Origin of the sequence: Sediminicoccus sp. BL-A-41-H5, assembly GCF_050632405.1 — a bacterium.
Classification (GTDB): domain Bacteria; phylum Pseudomonadota; class Alphaproteobacteria; order Acetobacterales; family Acetobacteraceae; genus Roseococcus.
Genome location: NZ_CP192601.1, coordinates 3,479,289 through 3,502,004, shown reverse-complemented (window position 1 = coordinate 3,502,004; position 22,716 = coordinate 3,479,289). Strand labels below are relative to the sequence as shown.

Annotated in this window: 19 protein-coding genes; 9 read left to right on the top strand and 10 right to left on the bottom strand. The window is 71.3% G+C overall.

Annotated features, from left to right (window positions below; all coding sequences use genetic code 11):
• Window positions 1–225 precede the first annotated feature (225 nt).
• The 4 genes from cysS to ACQ860_RS17135 all read left to right on the top strand — a co-directional run bounded on the left by cysS (window position 226) and on the right by ACQ860_RS17135 (window position 7,916).
• Window positions 226–1,647, top strand: coding sequence for a cysteine--tRNA ligase (gene cysS, locus ACQ860_RS17150; protein WP_431304550.1), 1,422 nt, complete (start codon window positions 226–228; stop codon window positions 1,645–1,647).
• 52 nt (window positions 1,648–1,699) lie between these two features.
• Entirely contained in the window at window positions 1,700–2,068 is a 369-nt protein-coding gene (gene copM, locus ACQ860_RS17145; RefSeq protein ID WP_431304549.1) for a CopM family metallochaperone, read from the top strand.
• Window positions 2,065–2,901 carry an RNA methyltransferase gene (locus ACQ860_RS17140; protein WP_431304548.1) on the top strand — a complete coding sequence of 279 codons (837 nt, stop codon included), beginning with the start codon at window positions 2,065–2,067 and terminating at the stop codon, window positions 2,899–2,901. The genes copM and ACQ860_RS17140 overlap by 4 nt, the downstream gene beginning before the upstream one ends.
• 182 nt (window positions 2,902–3,083) lie before the next feature.
• Complete coding sequence (locus tag ACQ860_RS17135) at window positions 3,084–7,916, top strand: Calx-beta domain-containing protein (RefSeq protein WP_431304547.1); 4,833 nt, start codon at window positions 3,084–3,086, stop codon at window positions 7,914–7,916.
• A 28-nt stretch (window positions 7,917–7,944) separates the two neighbouring features.
• Here ACQ860_RS17135 and ACQ860_RS17130 read toward each other — a convergent pair whose 3' ends face one another.
• Window positions 7,945–8,898: a Bug family tripartite tricarboxylate transporter substrate binding protein gene (locus ACQ860_RS17130; RefSeq protein ID WP_431304546.1), complete on the bottom strand. Its 954-nt coding sequence runs from the start codon at window positions 8,896–8,898 to the stop codon at window positions 7,945–7,947.
• Complete coding sequence (locus tag ACQ860_RS17125) at window positions 8,898–9,647, bottom strand: SDR family oxidoreductase (protein ID WP_431304545.1); 750 nt, start codon at window positions 9,645–9,647, stop codon at window positions 8,898–8,900. Before ACQ860_RS17125 ends, ACQ860_RS17130 begins: the two co-directional genes overlap by 1 nt.
• Window positions 9,648–9,747: 100 nt before the next feature.
• Between ACQ860_RS17125 and ACQ860_RS17120 the strand changes: the two genes are divergently transcribed.
• Together ACQ860_RS17120 and ACQ860_RS17115 are read left to right on the top strand one after the other, a co-directional pair.
• Window positions 9,748–10,662 (top strand): alpha/beta fold hydrolase, encoded by a 915-nt coding sequence (locus ACQ860_RS17120; protein WP_431304544.1) that lies wholly within the window; start codon window positions 9,748–9,750, stop codon window positions 10,660–10,662.
• Between the two features lie 50 nt (window positions 10,663–10,712).
• A complete protein-coding gene (locus tag ACQ860_RS17115; protein WP_431304543.1) occupies window positions 10,713–12,155 on the top strand; it encodes a lipase/acyltransferase domain-containing protein in 1,443 nt (480 codons plus the stop codon).
• Between the two features lie 91 nt (window positions 12,156–12,246).
• On the opposite strand, the gene ACQ860_RS17110 is transcribed toward ACQ860_RS17115, so the two are convergent.
• A complete protein-coding gene (locus ACQ860_RS17110; protein WP_431304542.1) occupies window positions 12,247–13,092 on the bottom strand; it encodes a universal stress protein in 846 nt (281 codons plus the stop codon).
• A 159-nt stretch (window positions 13,093–13,251) separates the two neighbouring features.
• On the opposite strand from ACQ860_RS17110, the gene ACQ860_RS17105 reads away from it, so the two are divergent.
• Both ACQ860_RS17105 and ACQ860_RS17100 read left to right on the top strand, forming a co-directional pair.
• Window positions 13,252–14,505, top strand: a complete 1,254-nt coding sequence (locus tag ACQ860_RS17105; protein ID WP_431304541.1) for an MFS transporter — start codon at window positions 13,252–13,254, stop codon at window positions 14,503–14,505.
• 116 nt (window positions 14,506–14,621) lie between these two features.
• Window positions 14,622–15,281 (top strand): MORN repeat-containing protein, encoded by a 660-nt coding sequence (locus tag ACQ860_RS17100; protein ID WP_431304540.1) that lies wholly within the window; start codon window positions 14,622–14,624, stop codon window positions 15,279–15,281.
• Between the two features lie 133 nt (window positions 15,282–15,414).
• On the opposite strand, the gene ACQ860_RS17095 is transcribed toward ACQ860_RS17100, so the two are convergent.
• The 5 genes from ACQ860_RS17095 to ACQ860_RS17075 are packed head-to-tail and all read right to left on the bottom strand — an operon-like array spanning window position 15,415 to window position 19,862.
• Complete coding sequence (locus ACQ860_RS17095; protein ID WP_431304539.1) at window positions 15,415–17,082, bottom strand: stimulus-sensing domain-containing protein; 1,668 nt, start codon at window positions 17,080–17,082, stop codon at window positions 15,415–15,417.
• Window positions 17,083–17,084: 2 nt separating this feature from the next.
• Window positions 17,085–17,384 (bottom strand): CcdB family protein, encoded by a 300-nt coding sequence (locus tag ACQ860_RS17090; protein WP_431304538.1) that lies wholly within the window; start codon window positions 17,382–17,384, stop codon window positions 17,085–17,087.
• A 1-nt stretch (window position 17,385) separates the two neighbouring features.
• On the bottom strand, window positions 17,386–17,799 hold the full coding sequence (locus tag ACQ860_RS17085; protein ID WP_431304537.1) for a type II toxin-antitoxin system CcdA family antitoxin: 414 nt from the start codon (window positions 17,797–17,799) through the stop codon (window positions 17,386–17,388).
• Window positions 17,800–17,853: 54 nt separating this feature from the next.
• Window positions 17,854–19,353: a tripartite tricarboxylate transporter permease gene (locus tag ACQ860_RS17080; RefSeq protein WP_431304536.1), complete on the bottom strand. Its 1,500-nt coding sequence runs from the start codon at window positions 19,351–19,353 to the stop codon at window positions 17,854–17,856.
• On the bottom strand, window positions 19,353–19,862 hold the full coding sequence (locus ACQ860_RS17075) for a tripartite tricarboxylate transporter TctB family protein (RefSeq protein ID WP_431304535.1): 510 nt from the start codon (window positions 19,860–19,862) through the stop codon (window positions 19,353–19,355). The genes ACQ860_RS17080 and ACQ860_RS17075 overlap by 1 nt, the downstream gene beginning before the upstream one ends.
• Before the next feature lie 126 nt (window positions 19,863–19,988).
• On the opposite strand from ACQ860_RS17075, the gene ACQ860_RS17070 reads away from it, so the two are divergent.
• The gene (locus ACQ860_RS17070; protein ID WP_431304534.1) at window positions 19,989–20,609 is read left to right on the top strand and encodes a class I SAM-dependent DNA methyltransferase; all 621 of its coding nucleotides are present in this window, start codon (window positions 19,989–19,991) and stop codon (window positions 20,607–20,609) included.
• Here the strand turns inward: ACQ860_RS17070 and ACQ860_RS17065 are convergent.
• Window positions 20,588–21,637 carry an alkene reductase gene (locus tag ACQ860_RS17065; RefSeq protein WP_431304533.1) on the bottom strand — a complete coding sequence of 350 codons (1,050 nt, stop codon included), beginning with the start codon at window positions 21,635–21,637 and terminating at the stop codon, window positions 20,588–20,590. The genes ACQ860_RS17070 and ACQ860_RS17065 overlap by 22 nt on opposite strands.
• 118 nt (window positions 21,638–21,755) lie before the next feature.
• On the bottom strand, window positions 21,756–22,715 hold the full coding sequence (locus ACQ860_RS17060; protein ID WP_431304532.1) for a Bug family tripartite tricarboxylate transporter substrate binding protein: 960 nt from the start codon (window positions 22,713–22,715) through the stop codon (window positions 21,756–21,758).
• Window position 22,716 lies beyond the last annotated feature (1 nt).

Genomic DNA, 22,716 nt, shown 5'->3' with positions numbered 1-22,716 from the left:
CCGGGTGGTCGCCCCCACATCGGATTTCGGGCGCGGCCGCGGCCCGGTTTCCCCCTGCAACACAAGGGCCGGCTGAGCCGCCGAACCGCTTTGGGCTTGATGCTTCGCCCCGGCTGGCGCATAGCTGCGGCATGGTCCTGACCCGCCCCTGCTGCAACGGCTGACGCCCCGCGCACCGCGCGGAGGTCGTGCCTGCTGCCGTTTTGCCTTATGGACCCGCTCCCGATGACACAGCTCCGTTTCCACAACAGCCTCACGCGCCGCGAGGAGGAATTCCGCCCGCTCGATCCCGCGCATGTGAAGCTCTATGTCTGCGGCCCCACGGTCTATGACCTGGCGCATCTCGGCAATGCGCGGCCGGTGGTGGTGTTCGACGTGCTGGCGCGGCTGCTGCGGCGGGTGTTTCCGCGCGTGACCTATGCGCGGAACATCACGGACGTGGATGACAAGATCAACGCGCGCGCCCGTGAATCGGGCGAGCCGATCAGCGCCATCACCGCCCGCACCACCGCCGATTTCCACCGGGACATGGCCGCCCTCGGCGCCCTGCCGCCCGATGTGGAGCCGACCGCGACGGGCCACATCGCCGAGATGATCGCACTGACCGAGAAGCTGATCGCGAACGGCCACGCCTATGCGGCGGAAGGCCATGTGCTGTTCAGCGTCGGCAGCTTCGCCGATTACGGCAAGCTCTCCGGCCGCAACCAGGAGGAGCTTCTGGCGGGCGCCCGCATCGATGTCGCGCCCTACAAGCGCGACGCCGGCGATTTCGTGCTGTGGAAGCCCTCGGATGACGAGACGCCGGGCTGGGATTCGCCCTGGGGCCGCGGGCGGCCGGGCTGGCATATCGAGTGCTCGGCCATGTCCTGGCGGCATCTGGGCCAGCAATTCGACATCCATGGCGGCGGGGCGGATCTGTTGTTTCCGCATCACGAGAACGAGGTGGCGCAAAGCCGCGCCGCTTTCGGCACACCCTTCATGGCGCACACCTGGCTGCACAACGGCATGCTGCTCGTGAATGGCGAGAAGATGTCGAAGAGCCTCGGCAATTTCCTCACCGTGCAGGACATCCTGGCGCAGGGCCCCTGGGCCGGCGAGGCCTTCCGCCTGCTGCTGCTGCGGACGCATTACCGCGCCGCGCTGGACTACACGGAAGCCGGGCTGATGGAGGCGAAGGCGGAGCTGGATGACAGCTACGCGATGCTCGGCCGCGCGCCGGGGGTCAGCGACGCCGCGCTCATCACCGAGATGGCGGAATGGGCGCTGGAGCCGCTGGCGGATGACCTGAACACGCCGCTCGCCATCACCCGCCTGCGCGACCTGCGCACGCTGGAGAACAGCGCGACGGTGGGTGGCTCGGCGGCGGCGGTGCTCTCGCGCATCGGCAAGCACTGGGCGCCCGTGCCGGGCCAGGCGGCGGCGGCCTTCCGCGAGGCGGCCGCGGTGCTCGGCCTCGCGCAGGGCGATCCGCGCGGCTGGCTGCAGGGGGGCGATGATGCGAGCGCCATTGAAGCGGCCATCGCCGCGCGCCTCGCCGCGCGGGCCGCGAAGAACTGGGCCGAGGCGGACCGCATCCGGGCGGAGCTGCTGGCGCAGGGCGTGGTGCTGGAGGATGGCCCGGGCGGGACGACGTGGAAGCGCGCTTGACCCTGACCTTGTGGCAAGCAGGAGCTTGGCCGTGTTTCAACGGAGACACGCCATGAATCGTCGCACCGCCCTCGTCGCCGCCGCTGCTTCCGCCTCGCTGGCCGGGGCCGCCCAGGCGCAGTCCTCGCATGCCGGCCACGGCGCACCGACGCGGGGCAACGAGCCCGCCAGCACGCGCGAGTTCCGCGCGGCGAACAACGCCATGCACCGCGCCATGGAGATCCGCTACAGCGGCAATGCCGACCGCGACTTCGTGGCCGGCATGATCCCGCACCATGAGGGCGCGATCGAGATGGCGCGCATCGTCCTGCGCCATGGCTCGGACCCCGAGGTGAAGCGCCTCGCGGAGGAGATCATCCGCACCCAGCAGGCCGAGATCGCGCAGATGCGCGCCATCCTCGCCAGGTTGCCAGCCCGGTGAGGGAAGAGGGCGCCGCACCGCTGGTGGCACCACCGGGCGAGACGCCCATCGTGGTGCTCGTGCGCCCGCAACTCGCCGAGAACATCGGCACCACGGCCCGCGCCATGGCCAATGGCGGGCTGTTCCATCTGCGCCTGGTCGCCCCGCGCGACACCTGGCCGCATCCGCGCGCCTGGGCCGCGGCCTCGGGCGCCGATCGCATCCTGGATGCGGCGCAGGTCTTCGGGACGGTGGAGGAGGCGATCGCCGATTGCCACCGCGTGCTCGCCACCTGCCCGCGCCCGCGCCATGTGGTGATCCCGGTGATGACGGCGGGCGCCGGCGCGGCCGAACTGCGCGACATCAACGCGCGCGGCATGCGGGTCGCGGTGCTGTTCGGGCCCGAGCGGGCGGGGCTGGAGGCGGAGGATCTGGCGCGGGCGGATACGCTGATCCGCTATCCGCTCAATCCGGAATTCAGCTCGCTCAACCTCGCCCAGGCGGTGATGGTGCTGGCCTATGAATGGTGGGTGGCGGCGGACGCCACACCGCCGAGACGGCTACAGACGCACAAGACCGAGGTGGCCACCAAGGGCAGCCTCGACAATTTCATGGGCCACCTGATCGCCGAACTCGATGCTTGCGGCTTCCTGCGCAATGCGCCGAAGCGCGAGGGCATGGTCCGCAACCTGCGCCACTGGTTCGCGCGCGGCGAGATCACCGAGCAGGAGGTCCGCACGCTGCACGGCGTGGTGGCCGAGCTTTCGCGCGGGCGCATGCGGCATGGGCGGCCCGAGATGAAGGCCGAGCCGGAAGTCCCGGCGAAGCCCGGGTCGGGCGGCGCAAAGGCCTGAGCCCTCGGCATCCCTGGCCTTGCGCGCCAAAAGGGCGATGATAATGATAACGGAATATTTATTTTTTATCTCATAATATTTGACATTTATTAACGTAAATTTATCTTCCGGCGCGTCAGCGCAGCCCCGGAAGGTGATCCCGAAGCCGGCCGCTGCGCCTCCCTCATTTGAGGCAGGCCTGCATGTCCAGCACGATCTCCTTCGCAAGCACCGGCACCACCCCCCTGATCACGGAGGGCGGTTCGGGGGCCACGCGGGCGGTCTTCACGGTCCTGCGCGGCGGTGACACCTCGGGCACGGCGGAGGCGCGCTGGGCGGTTGTGGCAAGCCAGACGAACGCGGCGGATTTCGTGGGCGGCGTCCTGCCCTCGGGCACCGTCACCTTCGCCGCCGGCGAATCCAGCAAGACGATCGAGATCGACATCGCCGGCGACACGCTGGTCGAGAACAACGAGAACTTCACCGTCACGCTCTCGGCGCCGGTGGGCACCGTCTTCCTGACCCAGACCCAGCCGACGGCCACCGCCACCATCGTGAATGATGACGGCGCCATCCTCTCCGTCTCCCCCACCCCGGCGCGGGGCTATGAGGGGAACGCCACGAATGGTGTCGTGGAATTCACCGTCACGCGCGGCGGCGACACCAGCATCGCGGCCAGCGCAAACTGGGCGGTCTCCAGCGGCTTCAACCCCATGGGCGGCAGCGCCACGGCCGCCGATTTCGTGGGCGGGGTGCTGCCGGGCGGCACGGTGAATTTCGCCGCCGGCGAGACCAGCCGGGTAATCCGCGTCGAGACCCTGGCGGATACCACGGCCGAGTCCAGCGAGACCTTCACCCTGACGCTGAGCAACCCCTCGACCGGGGCGGTGCTGCTGACGGCCAGCGCCAGCGGCACCATCGTGAATGACGACGGCCCCACGACGCTCGGTTTCAGCGGAACCCCCGGGACGATCACGGAGGGCCAGTCAGGCGTCACCGACGTCACCTTCACCGTGATCCGCACCGGCGACCCGACGCAGGCCGTCAGCGTCAACTGGACCGTGACCAGCATGGGGATCGGCGGCTGGGTCAATGGCGCGGACTTCGTGGGCGGCGCCCTGCCTTCGGGCAGTGTCAGCTTCGCCGCGGGCGAGATGGCCCGGACCATCACCGTGAGCATCAGCGGCGACACCGAGATCGAACCCGCCGAGCAGTTCACGCTGACGCTGACCTCGCCGGACAACAGCGTGGCGTTGGTGAACCAGTCGGGCACCTTCACCATCGGCAATGATGACGGCGCCTTCCTGGCGCTGGCGCCCAGCCGCGCCCACCAGACCACCACCTTCGCGAGCCTGGGCACGGTCAATGAGGGCAACGCCGGCAGCACGCCGGCGAGCTTCATGGTGACCCGCAGCGGGGATCTGAGCGGCACCGTCTCCGCCACCTGGAGCATCCTTCCCGCCCCCGTGATGTCGTTCCAGCCCAGCGCCAATGGCGCGGATTTCGTGGGCGGCGAGATGTCGAGCGGCGTCGTGAGCTTCGGGCCGGGCGAGACGTCCAAGATCATCACGCTGCAGATCCGGGGCGACACGCAGCTGGAGGCGGAGGAGTATTTCACGGTCCAGCTTTCCGCGCCGAGCGCCGGCGCCATCTTGCCGGGCACGTTCACCAACAGCTTCGCGATCCGCAATGACGACGCGGCCACCGTCCTCAGCCTCGGCGCGGGTGCGGTCTCCCAGGCGGAGGGCAATGCCGGCAGCACGGCCTTCACCTTCACCGTGACCCGCGAGGGCGTGACGACGACGGCGGCGAGCGCGAACTGGGCGGTCACCTCGGCCAGCGCCAATGGCGCGGATTTCACGGGCGGCGTGCTGCCCAGCGGAACCGTGAGCTTCGCGGCCGGCGAAACGAGCAGGACCATCACCATCCAGGTGGCGGGCGACGCCAACGTGGAGCCGGACGAGAGCTTCACCCTCACCCTTGCCTCGCCCACGGGCGCCAGCCTGGGCGTGGCGAGCGCCACGGGCATCATCGAGAACGACGATGCGGGGCCGCCCGCGACCCTGATCTCCATCGCGGCCCTCTCGGCCGACCGGACCGAGGGGCGCAGCGGCAGCACGCCCTTCACCTTCATCGTCACCCGGACGGGCGAACTGGGCGAGGCCTCCAGCGTCCAATGGGCGGTCACCGGGCGCGGCGGCAGTCCCGCGACGGGTGGCGACTTCGTGGGCTCGGTGCTGCCCTCGGGCACCGTCTCCTTCGCGGCGGGCGAGGTGAGCCGGATCATCACGGTCGGCGTGCTGGGCGACGGCGTCATCGAGGGCGACGAGGGCTTCACCGTGACCCTCTCGGCGCCGGTCAATGGCGCGCTGGGGGAGGCCTCGGCCCAGGGCACCATCCGCAACGACGATGCGGCGGTCAGCCTGCGCCCCGCGCTGGAACGCAGCACCAGCTTCGTCGCCACCGGCACGGAAGACACGCTGCTGAACCTCGACGTGGCGGAGACGCGCGATGGCGGCTTCATCGCGGTCTGGGAATTCCAGGACCGCGCCGCAGCCGGCGGGCCGGTCCTCGCGCAGACCAGCCTGGCCCAGCGCTTCGACGCGACAGGCCAGGCGCTGGCCCCCGCGCAGCTTCTCACGAGCGTGGCGGCCGCGAGCTTCGGTCTCGGCATCGCCAGCAGCCCGAGCGTCAGCGTGGGCACGCATGGCGGCACCGTCCTCGCCTGGAGCCCCATGGGCACCGTCCCGAGTTTCAACGGCCCCAACACCGCCTCCACCGGCGTGATCGCGGTGCAGCGCAATGACGCGGCCGGCAACCTGATCGGCACCACGCTGGTGACGGCGGGCGGAGCGGAGGACCGCGTGCTGAACCTCGATGTGGCGGCCGGGGCGGATGGTGGCTTCCTCCTCGCCTGGGAGATCCAGGATCTTCAGCCGGGCGAGCCCGGGGCGCGCTCGCAGACCGCGTACGTCCAGCGCTTCGGCGCGGATGGCGTGGCGCTGGCGCCCGCGCAGGTGGCCTTCACCGTGAGCGCCAGCGGCTATGGCGTGACGCATACCAGCAGCCCCAGCGTCAGCTTCGGGGCGGATGGCGGCTCGCTCCTCGCCTGGAACCCGCTCGGCCTCGTTGCCAGCTCCCCCGGACCGATCACCGCCCCCAGCAACCAGATCCTGGTGGAACGGCGGGATGGGTCGGGCGAGCTGCGCGGCGTCACCGCCATCACGGCGGGCGGCGTCGAGGACACGGTGCTGGGCCTGGATGTCGCCGGCGGGCCCGATGGCGGTTTCACCCTGAGCTGGGAGATCCAGGACCGCGCCACCCCGGGCGGGCTCATCCTGGCCCAGAGCGGCTACACGCAGCGCTTCGACGCGGCGGGCCAGGCGCTGGCGCCGGCACAGTTGCTGACGAGCACCGCCGCGGCCTCGTTCCAGGTGACCTTGGAGATCAGCCCCAGCGCCAGCATGGGCGCGGAAGGCGGCACGACGCTGGCCTGGCATCCGCTGACGACCGTCCTCGGCTCCTTCGGCGTGCAGACCAATTCCTCGGGCGTGATCCAGGTGAGCGCGGTGAAGCCCGCCGGCACGCCCTCGGTGATCGAGGGCCAGGAGGGCACCACCCCCTTCAGCTTCCTGGTGACGCGCGAGGGCAATATCGGCCTCGCCGCCTCGGTGAGCTGGGCGGTGCAGGGCTCCGGCGCCAACCCGGTGGATGGGGCGGATTTCGTCGGCGGCGTGCTGCCGAGCGGCGTGCTGAACTTCGCAGCGGGCGAGGCCAGCCGGCTGATCACCCTCCAGGTGCAGGGCGACAGGCTCGCCGAGATGAATGAAGGCTTCGTCATCGCCCTGTCCGCCGCCTCGAGCGGCCTGCGCATCTCGGGCGGCACGCTCGCCGGCATCATCGCCAATGACGACGCGATCGCCGGCACGGACGCGGCCGACCGGCTGACGGGCGGGAGCTTCGCCGATCTCATCCGCGGGCAGGAGGGGCATGACAGGATCCGGGGCGAGGCCGGGAACGACACGCTGGAAGGCGGCGCGGGCGACGACACACTGGCGGGCGGCCTGGGCGCCGACCGCCTGCTGGGAGGCACCGGGGACGACACCTATTACGTGGACAATCCCGGCGACGTCGTCGTGGAGTTGGCCGATGCGGGGCAGGACCGCGTCTTCACCTCGGTCAGCCATACCCTCGCGGCGCATGTGGAGCGGCTCAGCCTGTCCGGCACGGCCGGCATCAACGGCACCGGCAACGGCCTCGCCAACCGGATGGACGGCAATGCCGGGGCCAACCGACTGGATGGCGGGCTGGGCGATGACAGCCTCGCCGGCGGCGCCGGGCGGGACAGCCTGATCGGCGGCGAGGGGAATGACCGTCTCGACGGCGGTCTCGACGCGGACGAGATGGCGGGCGGGCGCGGCGACGACATCTACATCGTGGACCATGCGGACGACGTCGTCGTGGAGCTGGCCGATGAGGGCCAGGACCATGTCCTCGCCTCGCTCAGCCACACCCTCGCGGCGCATGTGGAGCGGCTGACCCTCTCCGGCACGGCCGGCATCAACGGCACCGGCAACGGCCTCGTCAACCGGATGGACGGCAATGACGGCGCAAACCTCCTCAGCGGCCTGGACGGCGACGACAGCCTGACGGGGGGCGCGGGGAATGACACCCTCATCGGCGGCGCGGGCCGCGATGTGCTGCGGGGTGGGCTCGGCGCGGACCGGCTGGAAGGTGGGCTGGAGGCGGATCGCTTCGTCTTCGGCTCCGCGCTCGAGGCGGACGGCGATCTGGTGGTGGATTTCAGCGGCGCGCAGCAGGACCGCATCGAGCTGCGCGCCATGGACGCGAACAGCCTGGTGGACGGCAACCAGAGCTTCACCTGGCTGGGCAGCGCCGCCTTCACCGGGGCGGCGGGCCAGCTTCGCTTCGCCGACAGCATCCTCGCGGGCGATGTGAACGGCGATGGCGTGGCGGATTTCCAGATCACGCTGAGCGGCGTCACCTCGCTCGCCACCAGCAATATCTGGCTGTGAGCCCCGGGGCGCGCCCGGGGCCGGCGGCTCAATCCGCCTTCACGCCGATGCGCCGGATCAGCTCGCCCAGCCGCGCATGCTGCGCCACGTTGCGCGCCTGGTATTCCTCCGGGGTACCGGGCAGCGCGGCGGCGCCGAGCTCGGACAGGCGCGCCACCACCTCGGGCTTCACAAGCCCCGCGCGCAGCGCCACATTGGCACGCTGGATCACCTCGGGCGGCGTACCGCGCGGCGCGACGAGGCCGAACCAGGCCGTCACCTCATAGCCCGGCAGCGTCTCGGCGATGGCCTGGATCTCGGGCGCCGTCGGCCAGCGCCGCGCGGAGGTGACGCCGATGCCGACCAGCGCGCCGGAGCGCACGTGGTTGATGATGGTCGGCATGTTGTCCACGCCGTAGTCGATGCGGCCGGGCAGCAGGTCCACCATCATCGGCGCGCTGCCGCGATAGGGGACGTGCGTGGCCTCGATCCCGGCCATCAGGCGGAACATCTCGGCCGAGAGATGCGTGGAGCCGCCGATGCTGGTCTCGCCATAGGACAGCCGGCGCTGCTTCGCGAGCGCGATCAGCCCCGGCACATCCCGCACGCCGAGCGAGGGATGCGCGGCCAGCAGGTTCGGCACCTCCGCGATCTGGCTGATCGGCAGGAAGTCGGTCAGCGGGTCGTAGCCCGCATTGCTGTAGAGATGCGCGTTGATGGCGTTGGTGCCGGGCGAGCCCAGCAGCAGCGTATAGCCATCGGCCGGGCTGCGGAGCACGGCCTGGGCCGCGATGTTGGAGCCGGCGCCGGGGCGGTTCTCGATCACCACGGGCTGGCCGAGCTCCTCCGTCAGGATCTGCCCGGCGAGGCGGCCCAGGAGGTCCGTCGTCCCGCCGGCGGGGAATCCCACCAGGATGCGGATGGGCCGGTTGGGCCAAGGCGACTGCGCGAGAGCGGGCGTGGCGAGCAGGGGTGCGGCGAAAAGCGCGCGGCGGGTGATCATCACAGCGTCCATCCTCCATCAATCACGATCGCCTGGCCGGTGACGAAGGCGCTTTCGTCACTCGCCAGGTAGACGACCAGCGCCGCCATCTCCTCCGCCGTGGCGAGCCGCCCCATGGCCTGGCGCGCGATGAAGGCGGCGCGCGAGGCTTCCACGCTGCCGGCGGCCGCCGCATTGGCCGCAATGCGGTTCTGCAGGCTGGGTGTGTCCACCGTGCCGGGGGCAAGGCAGTTCACGCGCACGCCCTGCGTGACGCAATCGGCGGCGACGGCGCGCGTCATGCCGATCACGGCGGCCTTGCTGGTGCCGTAGAGGAAGCGGTTGGGCGCGCCTTTGATGTTGGATGCGGCCGAGGCCATGTTGATGATGCTGCCGCTCCTCGCTTCCAGCATCGCCGGCAGCGCCGCCTTGATGGTGCGCCACATGCTGCGGACATTGAGGGCGAAGGCGAAGTCCCATTCCTCGTCGGTGCAGGTCAGCGCCGTGTTCTGGTGCACGAAACCCGCGCAGTTGAAGAGGATGTCGAGCCGCCCGGCCGCGCCGATGCTGGCCGCGACCGCCGCGTCATCCAGCACGTCCAGCGCGTGGCTCGCGATGCCATGCGCGTCGAGGCCGGCGAGCAAGCCAGCATCACGGTCGGTCGCGATGACCGTCGCACCTTCCTGCGCCATGGCGATGGCGGTGGCGCGGCCAATGCCCTGGCCGGCGGCCGTCACGAATGCGCGTTTGCCTGCGAGCCTTCCGGCCATGGCTGCCCCCCCTTCTCTCGTTGGGCCTATTCCGGGCTTTTGGCGGGGCGGCGTCAATCCCGGAGTTTCACCCTACAGCGCCCTGCGGCAGGATGCGCCGATGGAGCCGCTGCACCTCGCCGAAATGGGTCATTTCTTCGTGGGCGGGCGTCGCGCGCGCGTCGAAGGGCGGCCGGTCGCGGAGATGCACCTCGTCCCCGGCAGCCCGCCCTATCGCGCCGACATGAACGGCGAATACCTGGTGGCGAGCCTCTATGTGGAGCATGCGCGGCCGGAGCCGGTGACGCAGCCCTTCCCCCTGCTCTTCTGGCATGGGGGCGGCCTCACCGGCGCCTGCTGGGACACGACGCCCGATGGGCGCGAGGGCTGGAAGCTCTGGTTCCTCCGGCGCGGCTGGCATGTGCATGTGAGCGATGCGGTGGAGCGCGGCCGCAGCGGCTATGCGCCCTTCCCCGAGATTTTTCCGGGCGCGCCGCTGCACCGCCGCATCAACGACCCGTGGGAGCAGTTCCGCATCGGGCCGAGCCATGCCGAACGCCGCGCGCATCCGGGGCACCAGTTCCCGCTGGAGCGCTACGAGGATTTCGTCCGGCAGGGCGTGCCGCGCTTCGTCGGCACGGATGCCGATATCCTGGCGGGCTATCTCGCGCTGCTGGAACGCACCGGCCCCGCGGTGATCATCGCGCATAGCCAGGGCGGACATTTCGCCTGCGCGGCGGCGCAGGCCGCGCCGCATCTGGTGCGCGCGCTGGTGCTGCTGGAGCCGTCGGGCTTCGGCGGCGGCGCGATGCCCGACATCCCCATCCTGCTCCTCTATGGCGACCACATCGCACGCGATCCGCGCTGGGTGACGCTCAGGGAGGCGGGCGGCGCCTTCGCCGCGCGCACCCCGCGGGTGACGCTGCGCGATCTGCCGGCGGAGGGCCTCAGCGGCAACGGCCATATGCTGATGCTGGAGCGCAACAGCGATGCCATCGCGGCGCGGGTGCAGGCCTGGCTCGAATCCAGTCTTTGACATCCGGGGCGGGCACCGCCCAGTCTCGGCCCCGTGATCAGGGTTTCGACATGAGCCGCACCTGGCGTTGGACGCGCCGCGGCTTCGCGCTGGGCGGCGTGGCAGGGGCGGCGGCCTATGCCGCGCTGAAGACGCGCCCGCCCGAGACGGAGGCCGATCTCCATCTGCTCTACACGCCGGCGGCCATGCATCACGGGCTGGACCGCAACCCGATCATCGTCATCCCCGGTCTGCTCGGCAGCCGCCTGCGTGATCCGGCCTCGGGCCGCATCGTCTGGGGCGCCTTCGACGGTGTCGCGGCCGATCCCGGCACGCCGGATGGCGCCCGGCTGGTGGCGCTGCCCTTCACGGAGGGCATGCAAAGCCCGGGCGCGCAGGTGGCGCCCGATGGCGTGCTGGACCGCGTCCAACTGCGCGTGGTTGGCATTCCGCTGGCCCTGCGCGCCTATGCCGAGATCCTCAGCACGCTCGGCCTCGGCGGCTATCGCGACGAGGCGCTGGGGCTCGCGGGCCGCGTGGATTACGGGCGGGACCACTTCACCTGCTTCCAGTTCGCCTATGACTGGCGGCAGGACAATGTGGCCAATGCACGGCGGCTGATGGCGTTCATGGCCGACCGCCGCGCCTATGTGCAGGCGGAATACGCGCGCCGCTTCGGCATGCGGAACCATCCGGTGAAGTTCGACGTGGTGGCGCATTCCATGGGCGGGCTGGTCGCGCGCTATGCCATGCTGTTCGGCGCGGCCGACCTGCCGGCGGATGGCAGCCTGCCCATGCCGAGCTTCGCGGGCGCCGAATACATCGCGCGGCTGATCCAGATCGGGACACCCAATGGCGGCTCGCTCGATGCGCTGCGCGTGCTGGTGGAGGGGCGGGATTTCGGCCAGCCCATCGTGCCGCGCTACAGCCCGGCCATCCTCGGCACCTTCGCCTCGGTCTACCAGCTGCTGCCGCGCGCCCGCAGCCACCCGCTGGTGGTGGGCGATGCGACGCCCGATCCGCATGACCCCGCGCTGTGGCAGCGCCTCGGCTGGGGCCTCGCCGCGAGCGGGCTGGAGGGGGATCTCGCCACGCTGATGCCCGATGTGGCGGATGCGGCGGAACGCCGGCGGCTGGCCCTCGCCTTGCAGACACGGCTGCTGCGCCGCGCCCGCGCCTTCGCCGCCGCGATGGACCAGCCCGTGCGCCTGCCGCCGGGCACCGAACTCATGCTGGTGGCGGGCGATTCCATGCCGACGGCGCTGCGCATCGCGGCCAGCGCCGAGGGGCGCCTCTCCGTGCGGGAAAACGGCCCGGGCGATGGCGTGGTGCTGCGTGATTCCGTCCTGCTGGACCATCGCCAGGGGCAGAACCCGCGGCCGCCGCGTGTGGAAAGCCCGATGGGCTTCGAACGCGCGCTGTTCCTGCCGCGCGAACACCTGGAGATCACGCGCGACGCGACGTTCCGCGACAACATCCTGTTCTGGCTGCTGGAAGAGCAGCGGCGGGCATAGGGCATGATGCGTTGAGGCGGAATCGCCGAAACGCTGAACCATCCTCTCAGCAACGGCTGGACCGCGCGGCGTGGTCCAGCGGCGCCTTCGGTCAGCCGTGGATGAACACCGCGCAGGGCGAGGCGCGCAGCAGCCGCGCCGTGGCGCTGCCGAAGATCAGCCGCGTGATGCCACTCTCCTCATCCGCGCCGAGCACGAGCAGCGAGGCGGGCAGGCTCTGCGCCTCGGCCAGCACGATGTCATGCACATCGCCCTGCACCGCATAGGCCTCGGCGCGCATCTCGTGCTGGGTCAGGTAGCGCTGCAAAGCCTCGGGGCTGGTCTCCGTCGCGAAGTCGAGCAGCTTCACGGCCTGGTTCCGCCCGAGGCCGAGCAGCGCGAAGACGTGCAGCGTCCGCATGGTGGCGAGCGAGCCGTCATGCGCGATGAGGATGGGCCGCTTCAGCGCCTCGCCGGCGGCGATCCCGGCGGCGGCCGCCTCCATGCCCGGTGGCACCACGAGCAGCGGGCGCGCGCCGTCGCGCAGCAGCGCCTCGATGGTGGGCGAAAGCCCGTCATCACAGGCCTCGCGGCCGAGCGTGCTGTCACGGCCGATCACGATCAGGTCATGCGCGCAGCCCTCGGCCAGGAGGGCCTCCTCCGGCGCCTCTTCGCGGCGGACCACGGCGAAGTCGAGCCCGGCGGCGGCGATGCGGGCCTCGGCCAGCACGCGTTCGGCCTCGGCCTCCACCGCCTGGGCCAGCTTCTCGTTGCGGCGTGCGGCGAAGGCGCCGGCGCCGAGCGGCACCGCCTCATGCGCGCCGCTGGTGTGCGGGCGATCGAGCACGATCAGCGCGGTGACGGCGGCCCCGGTGCGGCGGGCGAGCGCGAAGGCGATGTCCCGCGCCGCGCAGGCGCCGGGCGTGTCGTCGAGGGCGAGCAGGATGGAGCGGATCATGGCGGCAAACTGGCCTTGCCATGCGTGGCTGGCAAGTCAGGGTTGGTTTGACTTCGCCCATCCGGCCCCCCATCCTCCGGCCATGTCCAGGCTCGCCTCCCTTCAGCGCAGCGGGTCCGCCGCCTGGCGTGCCTGGGTGGTCCTGCTGGACCCCGATCCATGCGGCCCGAAACGCGGCTGACGCCGCCTTCGCCTGACCCGCACTCCAAGATCGAGGGGGCGCGCCACAGCGCCCGCAATTTCATGTCCGTGACCCACGCCGCCGCGCCGCTTCCGGCGCCGGCCCATTTTCCTGTGTTTGTCGCCGCCGCCACCTGCGGCTTTGCCGGCGTCTGGATGTCCGTGCCGCTGGCGGCCGTCATCCTGAGCGAGGCTGGCGTCTCGCCCGCGCTGGTGGGGCTTTATGCGGCCTCCGTCTGGGTGGCCGCGCTGCTCACCGCCCCCGCCTCGCCCTGGCTCGCGGGCTGGGTGGGGGGCGCGCTGCGGCTGCACCAGCTCGCGGGCGTGACCTCGGCCGTGGCGCTGCTGGGGCTCGCCACCAATCCGGTGCTGCCGCTCTGGTTCGTCTTCGGCGGGCTGCTCGGCATCGCCTCCTGCCTCACCTGGACGACGGCGGATGCCATCGCGGGGGCCATGGCGCCCGCGGGGCGCGAGGGGCGGTTCCTGGGCATCTACCAGACATTCATTTCGGCCGCGATCGGCGGCGGGCCGGCTGTGCTCTGGCTCTCCGGCGTGCAGTCCGGGGCGTTTGCCGCCTCGGCCGGGCTGATGATGCTGGGCGTGGCGCTGACCCTTCTGCTGCGCGAGGTGCCGGGCGCGGTGCCGAGCCGCATGCGGCTCTCCTTCGCGCGGCTGCGGCCGGTGGCGCTGATGATGGCCGCACCGGCAGGGGCCGCCATGCTCTGCGGCGCGCTGGAAGGCACGGCCGGCGCCGTGTTTCCGGTGCAGGGGCTGGCGCTGGGGCTTGCGGCGGGCGCGGCCGCCACCATCGTTGTCGCGACCGGCTTCGGCAACATGCTGGCGCAATACCCGGTGGGGATGCTGGCCGACCGCTTCGGCACGCATCGCGCGCTGCTGGGTTGCGCCGTGGTTGTGGCGCTCGGCTCGCTGCTCTGGCCCTGGCTGGCACCGGGCTGGGGGATCTGGCCGGTGCTGGCCATCTGGGGCGGCGCGGCAGGGGCGATCTATACGCTCGGCATGGTGCGGGCCGTGCAACGCTTCGCGGGGCCGGCGCGGGCGCTGGGCATGGCGGGGCTGAACACGGCCTATCTGCTGGGCGGCGCGCTGGGTGCCCCGCTCGGTGGACTGCTGCTGGAGGCGGTGCCCGGCTGGGGCCTGCCGGTGGCCGTGGCGGTGGTTGCGTTGGGCGGCGGTCTGGCGCTGAGTGTCGCCGCCTTGCGGCGCGGAGGGTGATGGCGCCTTGCGGCACGGAGGTTGATGCCGCGCTGCGGCACGGAGGTTGATGCCGCGCTGCGGCGGGGCGGCTCGGTTCGCCATGCGGCGCGGCGGGCGTTGATGGAGGATGCGTGATGCGTTGGATGTTCCTGTTCCTGGCTCTCTCCGGCCCCGCCCTGTGCGGCCCCGCCCTCGCCCAGGCCCCGGCGCCCGAGCCCGCGCATCCCCGGCCCGCGCCGCCGCCCGCCGATTCCATCGCCGCCGTCGGCCGCCCCGGCTGGACGGTGGATGAGCGCAATGGCTGCTGGGTCTGGAACCCCAACCCCCAGCAGGAAGAGACGGTGCTCTGGACCGGCCCCTGCGAGAATGGCCCGGCCCAGGGCGAGGGGCTGATGGAATGGCGCTACACCGAGGGCGGGGAGCCGCGCGGCGAGCGCTACGTGGGCAGCCTGGCGCGCGGCAAGATGCACGGCATCGGCACCTTCCTGGATTCCAACGGCATCGTGTACCAGGGCGAGTGGCAGGATGGGCGCGAGCAGGGCCGCGGCCTGCGCGTCTGGGCCACCGCACGCTATGATGGCGAATGGCGCGATGGAAAGCGCCACGGCCGGGGCATCATGTTCTGGATCAACGGCAACCTCTACCGGGGCGAGTTCCGTGACGACCGCCCCGAGGGGCTGGGCGAGTATTTCAGCGTGGAAGGCGGCTGGTTCCGAGGCACCTGGCTGGCCGGCTGCTTCCGCGAGGGCGAACGCCAGGCCGCGATCGGCCGGCCGCTGGAAGAGTGCCCGTAGGCTCTCTGCGGGGCTGATTCACGCCTTCGGCGATCAGACCCTCGACGCGCCTCTTCGACGCCTCCGGCAGCCGCACGAATTCCCTGGCGCGCGGCTACGCCTTCGGCAGCCGCACGAATTCCCTGGCGCGCGGCTACGCCTTCGGCAGCCGCACGACAAACCGCGCGCCCAGCACCTTCCCCGCCGCGTCACGCCGGTTCTCGGCGCTGATGCGGCCGCGCAGCCCCTCGATGATCTGCTTCGAGATGGAGAGGCCGAGCCCGGAATGCTGGCCGAAGCGCTCGCCGCGCGGGCGCTCGGAGTAGAAGCGGTCGAAGATGCCCTCAAGCTTCGCATCGGGGATGCCAGGGCCTTCGTCCTCGACGGTGATCTCCACCTCCACCCCCGCCTCGCGCGCGCGCAGCCAGACATGGCCATGATCCGGGCTGAAGGAGACGGCGTTGCCCAGCAGGTTGCGCAAGACCTGCACGAGGCGATCCTCCACACCCATCGCGACCAGCTTGTCCGGCGCCTCCAGCTCCATCAGCGGGTCGCGCGGCGTGCGCGTGGTGTTGTGCAGCTCCACCAGCACGGCGAGGATCGGGCCGATATCCACCGGCTCGGCCACGGTGCGCGAGAGTTCGGCATCCACGCGTGAGGAATCGGCGATGTCGCCGATCAGCCGGTCCATCCGCACCGCGTCATTGGCGATGATGCCAAGCAGACGCTTCTGCTGCGCCGGGTCCTCCACGCGGCGCAGCGTCTCGATCGCGCTGCGCACGCTGGTCAGCGGGTTCTTCAGCTCATGCGCCACATCGGCGGCGAAGCGCTCATTGGCGTCGATGCGCGCCCAGAGCGCGCGGGCGGCGGCCTGAAGGTCGCGCGAGAGGATGCCGATCTCGTCCTGCCGGTCGAGCAGGCGCTCCGGAACGCTGCCGCTGCGGCCCTTGCCCTGGCGCATTTCGGCCGCGGCGCCGGCGAGTTGCAGGATCGGGCTGGCCAGCGTGCGGGCCAGATAGAGCGAGACGGCGACGGTGAGGATCAGCGCCAGCACGAAGAGGCCCAGCACGCTGGCGCGAATCTCGAACAGGCGCGCATCCACCTCCCGCGCCTCGCGCGTCAGCAGCACGATGCCGACGGCCTGGGCACCGCGCCGCGCCGGCTCGGCCACGCTGACCAGCAGCCGGCCATCGGGCGTGCGGCGGATATAGGGGGTGACGCCGCCCTCCAGCGCCAGGCGCAGCTCGGCCTGGCGCTCGGGGCCGAGATCGGGCTGCCAGTCGAAGCTTTGCGCATCGGGCGTGGTGTCGAGCACCACGGGGTTCAGCGCCTGGCGCGGCAGCAGGCCCAGCACGCGCTCATAGAGGCCGGAGACGGTGTCGGAGAGGGCGCCGCGCGGGGCCGGCGCGGGCAAGGGCTCGGTGACGACGGCGCCGCCCGAGGCCTCGCGCACGCGGCTGTCGGCGACGACGAGACCGGCCGTGTCGAAGAGCCGCGCCTGGGTGTTGGGCGAGGGCTCGACCAGCCGGCGCAGCAGCGGGCGCGCGACCTCGGGCACCAGCACGGCGCGGTCATCCTGGATGCGGACGGCGGCTTCCGCGATGCCGCCGGCATAGATGCGCGCCTGGGTCCGCATGGCCTCGACCTCGGCGGCGAGCAGGCCGTTCTGGTACTGGTCGAGATAGAGCAGGGCCGCCGCGAGCAGCGCAGGCGGCAGCGCGTTCACCAGCAGGATGCGCCGCAACAGCGGCGAGACCCAGCGCCGGCGGCGGTCGGGCTCCGCCACGCCATCCTCGGGTTTGAGCAGGGGGGCTTCGGGCATGGTCAGAAACCCGTCATCAGCATGTCGAGCGCGCGGGTGATCTCATCCTGCTGGGCGGCGAGCGAGCCGATGGCGGGGCCCAGTTCGCGCTTGGGGATGGCGGTGAGGTAGTGCGTCATCATGGCCACCTCCTCCTCGCCGATGCGGAAGACCGGGGTCAGGTCCCGGATCACCGGCAGGGCCGGCGTGGGTGGCAGGAGAGGCACGATCACGCGCGATGGCAAGTGCTCCAGCCAGCCCGACTGGATGTCGAGGAGATAGCCGGGGCCACGCTTCGGCCGGTACAGGTCGAAACGCGCCACCTCAGAACATGCGGTATTCGGCGAGAGGAAGGCCGTGTTCCTCGACCCAGCGGTTGTGGGCTTCGATGGCCTCGCTGTTTTCGGCGAGCCAGCGGCGGGCCTTCTCAGCGCGGATCGCCTCCTGCACGGCGCGGGCGGCGATGGCGGCGGCGTCGAGGCCGAGCGCCTCCGCCTCGGCGGCGAAGGGGGCCTGGGTTTCGGCGAGGCCCGCCGGGGCAGGCGCGGCCTCCGGGAAGAAATCGGCGGCGGTGACGGCGCCCTGGGTGGCGCGGGCCAGGGCCTCCATCCGGGCGCGGCCGCGAGGGACCGCCTGCCCGGTGGCCCAGCGCAGCACCGTGGTGTGGGAGACGCCCAGGCGCTCACCGAGGGCCTGCAGCGTCGTGTCGGTGCGTTCGAGATAGTCAGCGAGCTTCATGGGCGGAAAATGCACAAACGCGATGTGCGAATCAAGCACAGTCGGCCCACCGCCTCAGGCCGCCCGCCGCCGCGCCCACATCCCATAAATCCTCGGCCCCAGCAGCGCCGCCACCGCCACCAGCAGGATCACCAGGCTGCCCGGCCGTGTCACGAAGACCATCCAGTTGCCCTCGCTGATGGTCAGCGCCTGGCGCAGCGCCTGTTCGGCCATGGGCCCAAGGATCATGCCGATCACCACCGGCGCCACCGGGAAGTCGAAGCGGCGCATGAACATGCCGATGATCCCGATGGCGTAGAGCAGGATCAGGTCCACGATGGAGTTGGAAATCCCGTAGGTGCCGATGGTGGCGAAGACCAGGATGCCGGCATAGAGCTGCGGCGTCGGGATCTTCAGGATCTTCACCCAGAGGCCCACCAGCGGCAGGTTCAGCACCACCAGCATCACATTCGCCACGAAGAGGGACGCGATCAGCGTCCAGACCAAGTCCGGCTGGCTCTCGAAGAGCAAGGGGCCGGGCTGGATGCCGTAGCTCTGGAAGGCGCTCAGCATGATGGCCGCCGTGGCCGAAGTGGGCAGGCCCAGCGTCAGCATCGGCACCAGGATGCCGGCGGCGGCGGCGTTGTTCGCGGCCTCGGGGCCGGCCACGCCCTCGATGGCGCCGGTCGTGCCGAATTCATGGGCGTGCTCGGGCGCGACCAGCTTCCGCTCGGCGTAGTAGCTCAGCATGGTCGGCATCTCGGTCCCGCCGGCCGGCAGCACGCCGAAGGGAAAGCCGAGGCCCGCGCCGCGCATCCAGGGCCAGAAGCTGCGCCTGAGGTCGGAGCGCGAAAGCATGAGGTGGCCCACCGGCAGCACCTGCGCTTCGCCGCCGTGATGGCGCCAGGCCATGTGCAGCGCCTCGGCCACCGCGAAGAGGGCGACGGCGACGAGCACGACGTTCACGCCATCGAACAATTCCGGCAGGCCGAAGGTCATGCGCGGCTGGCCGGTCTGCAGATCAATGCCGACCAGGCCCAGCGTGAGCCCGAAGAAGAGGCTGACAAGCCCGCGCAGCGCCGAACCACCCAACACGGCGGAGACGGTGACGAAGCACAGCACCATCAGGCAGAAATACTCGGCAGGGCCCAGCACCAGCGCGAAATCCACGATGACGGGGCCGAGGAAGGCGATGCCCAGCGTGCCCACCACGCCGGCCACGAAGCTGCCGATGGCCGCCGTCGCCAGCGCGGGCCCCGCGCGGCCATTGCGCGCCATCTTCGCCCCTTCGAGGGCGGTGATGATGGACCCGCTCTCGCCCGGCGCGTTCAACAGGATGGAGGTGGTGCTGCCGCCATACATCGCGCCGTAGAAGACGCCGCAGAAGAGGATGAAGGCGCCCGTGGCACTCACCTGGAAGGTGATGGGCAGCAGCAGCGCGATGGTCAGCGCGGGGCCGATGCCGGGCAGCACGCCCACCGCCGTGCCGAGGAAGCAGCCGAGCAGCGCCCAGGCGAGGTTGGTCAGCGTCAGCGCGTGCGAGAAGCCGAGGGCAAGGCCGTTGATCGCCTCCATCACGGCACCTCCTGCCCGAGCGCGCGCAGGACCAGCCCTTCGAGCAGCCCCGCGCCGATATTCACGCCCAGCCCCTGCACGAAGAGGAACCAGACGAGCAGCGTGAGCGGCAGCGCGATCAGCATGTCGCGCGCCATGGACCGGCTGCCGAAGGCGGCGGCCACCAGCACGAATTGCGCGGAGGCGGCGATGGAGAAGCCGGCCGGGCCGATCAGCACCAGGTTCGCGAGCAGCCCCGCACCGAGCAGGCCGAGCGCGCGCAGGTTGGGCGGCCCGGCCTCCGCCACCTCCGCCACCTGGGCGGACCAGCCGCCGCGCAGCGCCGAGAACACCAGCAGCGCGCCCAGCAGCGTCATGCCGCTCGCCACCACATAGGGCACGGCCTTGGGGCCGACCTGGGCATAGAGCGGCGAGACCGGGATGGCGCCCGCCTGCCAGAAGCCGACCAGGCCGAAGGCCAGCACGAACAGGCCCGCCAAAAGGTCGGGCCAGGGGATTCGGTGCGTCATGCGGCCTCGCGTTTCCTCACCCGTCAGTCTTGGCGGATTCATGCCATCCGTCACCTGTCTGGCGCGTGGCAAGCTTGTCATGCGGGGAAGCTTTCGCCCCCTCCCCTGCCCCGCCATGCTGGCGCGATGAGCGCGGAAGACATCATCGGCCTGTATGAACGCCACGCGGCGGCCTTCGACGCGCAGCGCGGGCGGGGTCTGATGGAGCGCGCCTGGCTGGCCCGCTTCACCGCGCTGATCCCACCCGGCGGGGCGGTGCTGGACCTCGGCTGCGGCATGGGCGAGCCGATCGCGGCGCATCTCATCGGCTTGGGGTTTCGCGTGACCGGCGTGGACAGCGCGCCGAGCCTGCTGGCCCTCTGCCGCACGCGGTTTCCAGGGCAGGAGTGGGTGCTGGCCGATATGCGCGGCCTCGATCTCGGCCGGCGCTACGATGGCATCCTGGCCTGGGACAGCTTCTTCCACCTGGATCACGCGGACCAACGCGCGATCTTCGCCGTCTTCGCCCGCCACGCGGCGCCGGGGGCCGCGCTGATGTTCACGAGCGGCCCGTCAGAGGGCGTGGCGCTGGGCTGCTTCGAGGGCGAGACGCTGCATCACGCCAGCCTCTCGCCCGCGGAGTACCGCGCCCTGCTCGCAGGGCACGGCTTCGCCGTGCTGGATCACCGCGCGGAGGATCCGGAATGCGGCGGGCACACCATCTGGCTGGCCCGCCGCGACGGCGCTCAGGCGACGAGCGCCGGGTAGTCCGTGTAGCCCTTGGCCCCGCCGCCATAGAAGGTCGCCTGATCCGGCGTGTTCAGCGCGGCTCCTTGGGCCAGGCGCGCCGCGAGGTCCGGGTTGGCCAGGTAGGGCACGCCGAAGGCGATGAGGTCGGCGAGGCCGGAGGCGATGTCCGCCTCGGCCCGCGCGCGGTCATAGCCGCCGTTCAGGATCAGCGTGCCCTTGTAATGGGCGCGGATCAGCGCCGGCACGTCGAAGCCCGGATGGGTGTTGTAGACGTGCAGGTAGGCGAGGTTCCGCTTCGCCAGCTCGGCCGCGACGTAAGCGTAGGTGGCCGGCGCGTCCGGGTCCTGGATGTCGTTGAAGGTGCCGCCGGGCGAGAGGCGCACGCCCACGCGATCGGCGCCGATCGCCGCCACCGCCGCATCCACCGCGCCCAACATGAAGCGCGCGCGGTTCTCGACGGAGCCGCCCCATTCATCGGTGCGCTGGTTGGTGTTGGGGGCAAGGAACTGGCCCGGCAGGTAGCCATTCGCGCCATGCACCTCGACGCCATCCAGCCCGGCCTCGCGCGCCAGCCTGGCCGCACGGCCATAGGTGGCGATGAGCGCCGGGATCTCGGCGGCCTCGAGCGCGCGGGGCGTGCCGTGCGGCTTCATGCCCTCATGCGTGTAGATCTGGCCTGGGGCCTGGATCGCGGAAGGGGCGACGGGGGCCGCACCGTCCAGGAAATCCGGGTGGGAGATGCGGCCGGTGTGCATCAGCTGCACGAAGATATGGCCGCCCTTGGCGTGCACCGCCTGCGCCACCTGACGCCAGCCTCCCACCTGCGTGGCGTCGTAGAGGCCGGGGATGTCGATATAGCCGCGGCCCGAGGCATCGGGCATCGTGCCCTCGGTCACGATCAGGCCGGCGCCGGCGCGCTGGGCGTAGTATTCGGCGTTCAGCGCATTGGGCACCTGGCCGGGCGAGCGGTTGCGCGTCATCGGCGCCATCACCACGCGGCTCTTCAGCTCCAGCGCGCCGAGGCGGATGGGGGAGAACAGGGACATCTTCGGGCAACTCCTTGGCTCGGGGCGGGGCATGCCGCCCCCTTGCCAGGGAAGATGGGGGGCCCCGCCCCGCCGGCGAAATCACGCCCGGTGATGACGCCCATTCACGCCGGGCGCTTTACCCGGCGAGGCCCAGTTCCTTCAGCACCACCTCGGTCGCCGCGATATCGGCCGCCAGGAAGCGGTCGAACTCCGCACCCGGCAGGAAGGCGTTGTCCCAGCCGCGCGTGGCCAGCAGCTCGCGCCAGGCGGGGAGCGCGTTCAGCTCCGTCATCAGGTTCACCAGCGCGGCGCGCTGGGTCGGGTTGATGCCGGGCGCGCCGAAGACGCCGCGCCAATTGGCCGTGACGACATCCACGCCCGCTTCCTTCAGCGTCGGGATGGCGGGGTCGCTGCGCGTCTCGCCGGTGGTGGCCAGCGCGCGCATCCGGCCGGCGCGGATCTGCTCGGCGAACTCGGAGTAGCCGGAGATGCCGGCCTTCACCTGCGCGCCCAGGATCGCGGCCTGGGCCGGCCCACCGCCCGCGAAGGCGACGTAGCTGCCCTCGCGCGCATTGCGGCCCAGCGCCTTCAGGATCAGGCCGAGCGTGATGTGGTCCGTGCCGCCCGCGCTGCCGCCGCCCACCGAGGTGCCGCCCGGATTGGCGCGGAAGGCCGCAAGCAGGCCCGCGATGTCGCGGATCTCGGAAGATGCGGGGACGACGACGACCCCCACCTCCTGCGTCATGCGCGCGATGGGCGTGACATTGGCGAGACCCATGGGTGAGCGGTTGGTAAGCACCGCACCCACCATCACCGAGCCCGCGACCATCAGCGCATCCGGCCGACCGCGCCGCTGCGAGATGAAGCGCGGCAGGCCGACGATGCCACCCGCGCCGCCCACATTCTCGAACTGGAAATTGCCGACGAGGCCGGCCGGGCGCGCCACCTGCTCGATGGCGCGGCCCAGGCCGTCCCACCCGCCGCCGGGGCCGGCGGGGATGAACATGCTGATATTGGCGAAGCGCTGCTGCGCCCGCGCCTCATGCGCGAGGGCCGGCAGCAGCGCCGCGGCGGTGAGAAGGCTTCTGCGCTGCATC

Coding starts and splice junctions, on each gene's coding strand:
- ACQ860_RS17100 (WP_431304540.1), top strand. CDS start 14,622: ATGCGTTGGATGTTCCTGTTCCTGGCTCTCTCCGGCCCCGCCCTGTGC.
- ACQ860_RS17080 (WP_431304536.1), bottom strand. CDS start 19,353: ATGGAGGCGATCAACGGCCTTGCCCTCGGCTTCTCGCACGCGCTGACG.
- ACQ860_RS17115 (WP_431304543.1), top strand. CDS start 10,713: ATGAGCCGCACCTGGCGTTGGACGCGCCGCGGCTTCGCGCTGGGCGGC.
- ACQ860_RS17070 (WP_431304534.1), top strand. CDS start 19,989: ATGAGCGCGGAAGACATCATCGGCCTGTATGAACGCCACGCGGCGGCC.
- ACQ860_RS17105 (WP_431304541.1), top strand. CDS start 13,252: ATGCGGCCCGAAACGCGGCTGACGCCGCCTTCGCCTGACCCGCACTCC.
- cysS (WP_431304550.1), top strand. CDS start 226: ATGACACAGCTCCGTTTCCACAACAGCCTCACGCGCCGCGAGGAGGAA.
- copM (WP_431304549.1), top strand. CDS start 1,700: ATGAATCGTCGCACCGCCCTCGTCGCCGCCGCTGCTTCCGCCTCGCTG.
- ACQ860_RS17085 (WP_431304537.1), bottom strand. CDS start 17,799: ATGAAGCTCGCTGACTATCTCGAACGCACCGACACGACGCTGCAGGCC.
- ACQ860_RS17125 (WP_431304545.1), bottom strand. CDS start 9,647: ATGGCCGGAAGGCTCGCAGGCAAACGCGCATTCGTGACGGCCGCCGGC.
- ACQ860_RS17075 (WP_431304535.1), bottom strand. CDS start 19,862: ATGACGCACCGAATCCCCTGGCCCGACCTTTTGGCGGGCCTGTTCGTG.
- ACQ860_RS17110 (WP_431304542.1), bottom strand. CDS start 13,092: ATGATCCGCTCCATCCTGCTCGCCCTCGACGACACGCCCGGCGCCTGC.
- ACQ860_RS17095 (WP_431304539.1), bottom strand. CDS start 17,082: ATGCCCGAAGCCCCCCTGCTCAAACCCGAGGATGGCGTGGCGGAGCCC.
- ACQ860_RS17130 (WP_431304546.1), bottom strand. CDS start 8,898: ATGATCACCCGCCGCGCGCTTTTCGCCGCACCCCTGCTCGCCACGCCC.
- ACQ860_RS17120 (WP_431304544.1), top strand. CDS start 9,748: ATGGAGCCGCTGCACCTCGCCGAAATGGGTCATTTCTTCGTGGGCGGG.
- ACQ860_RS17060 (WP_431304532.1), bottom strand. CDS start 22,715: ATGCAGCGCAGAAGCCTTCTCACCGCCGCGGCGCTGCTGCCGGCCCTC.
- ACQ860_RS17065 (WP_431304533.1), bottom strand. CDS start 21,637: ATGTCCCTGTTCTCCCCCATCCGCCTCGGCGCGCTGGAGCTGAAGAGC.
- ACQ860_RS17135 (WP_431304547.1), top strand. CDS start 3,084: ATGTCCAGCACGATCTCCTTCGCAAGCACCGGCACCACCCCCCTGATC.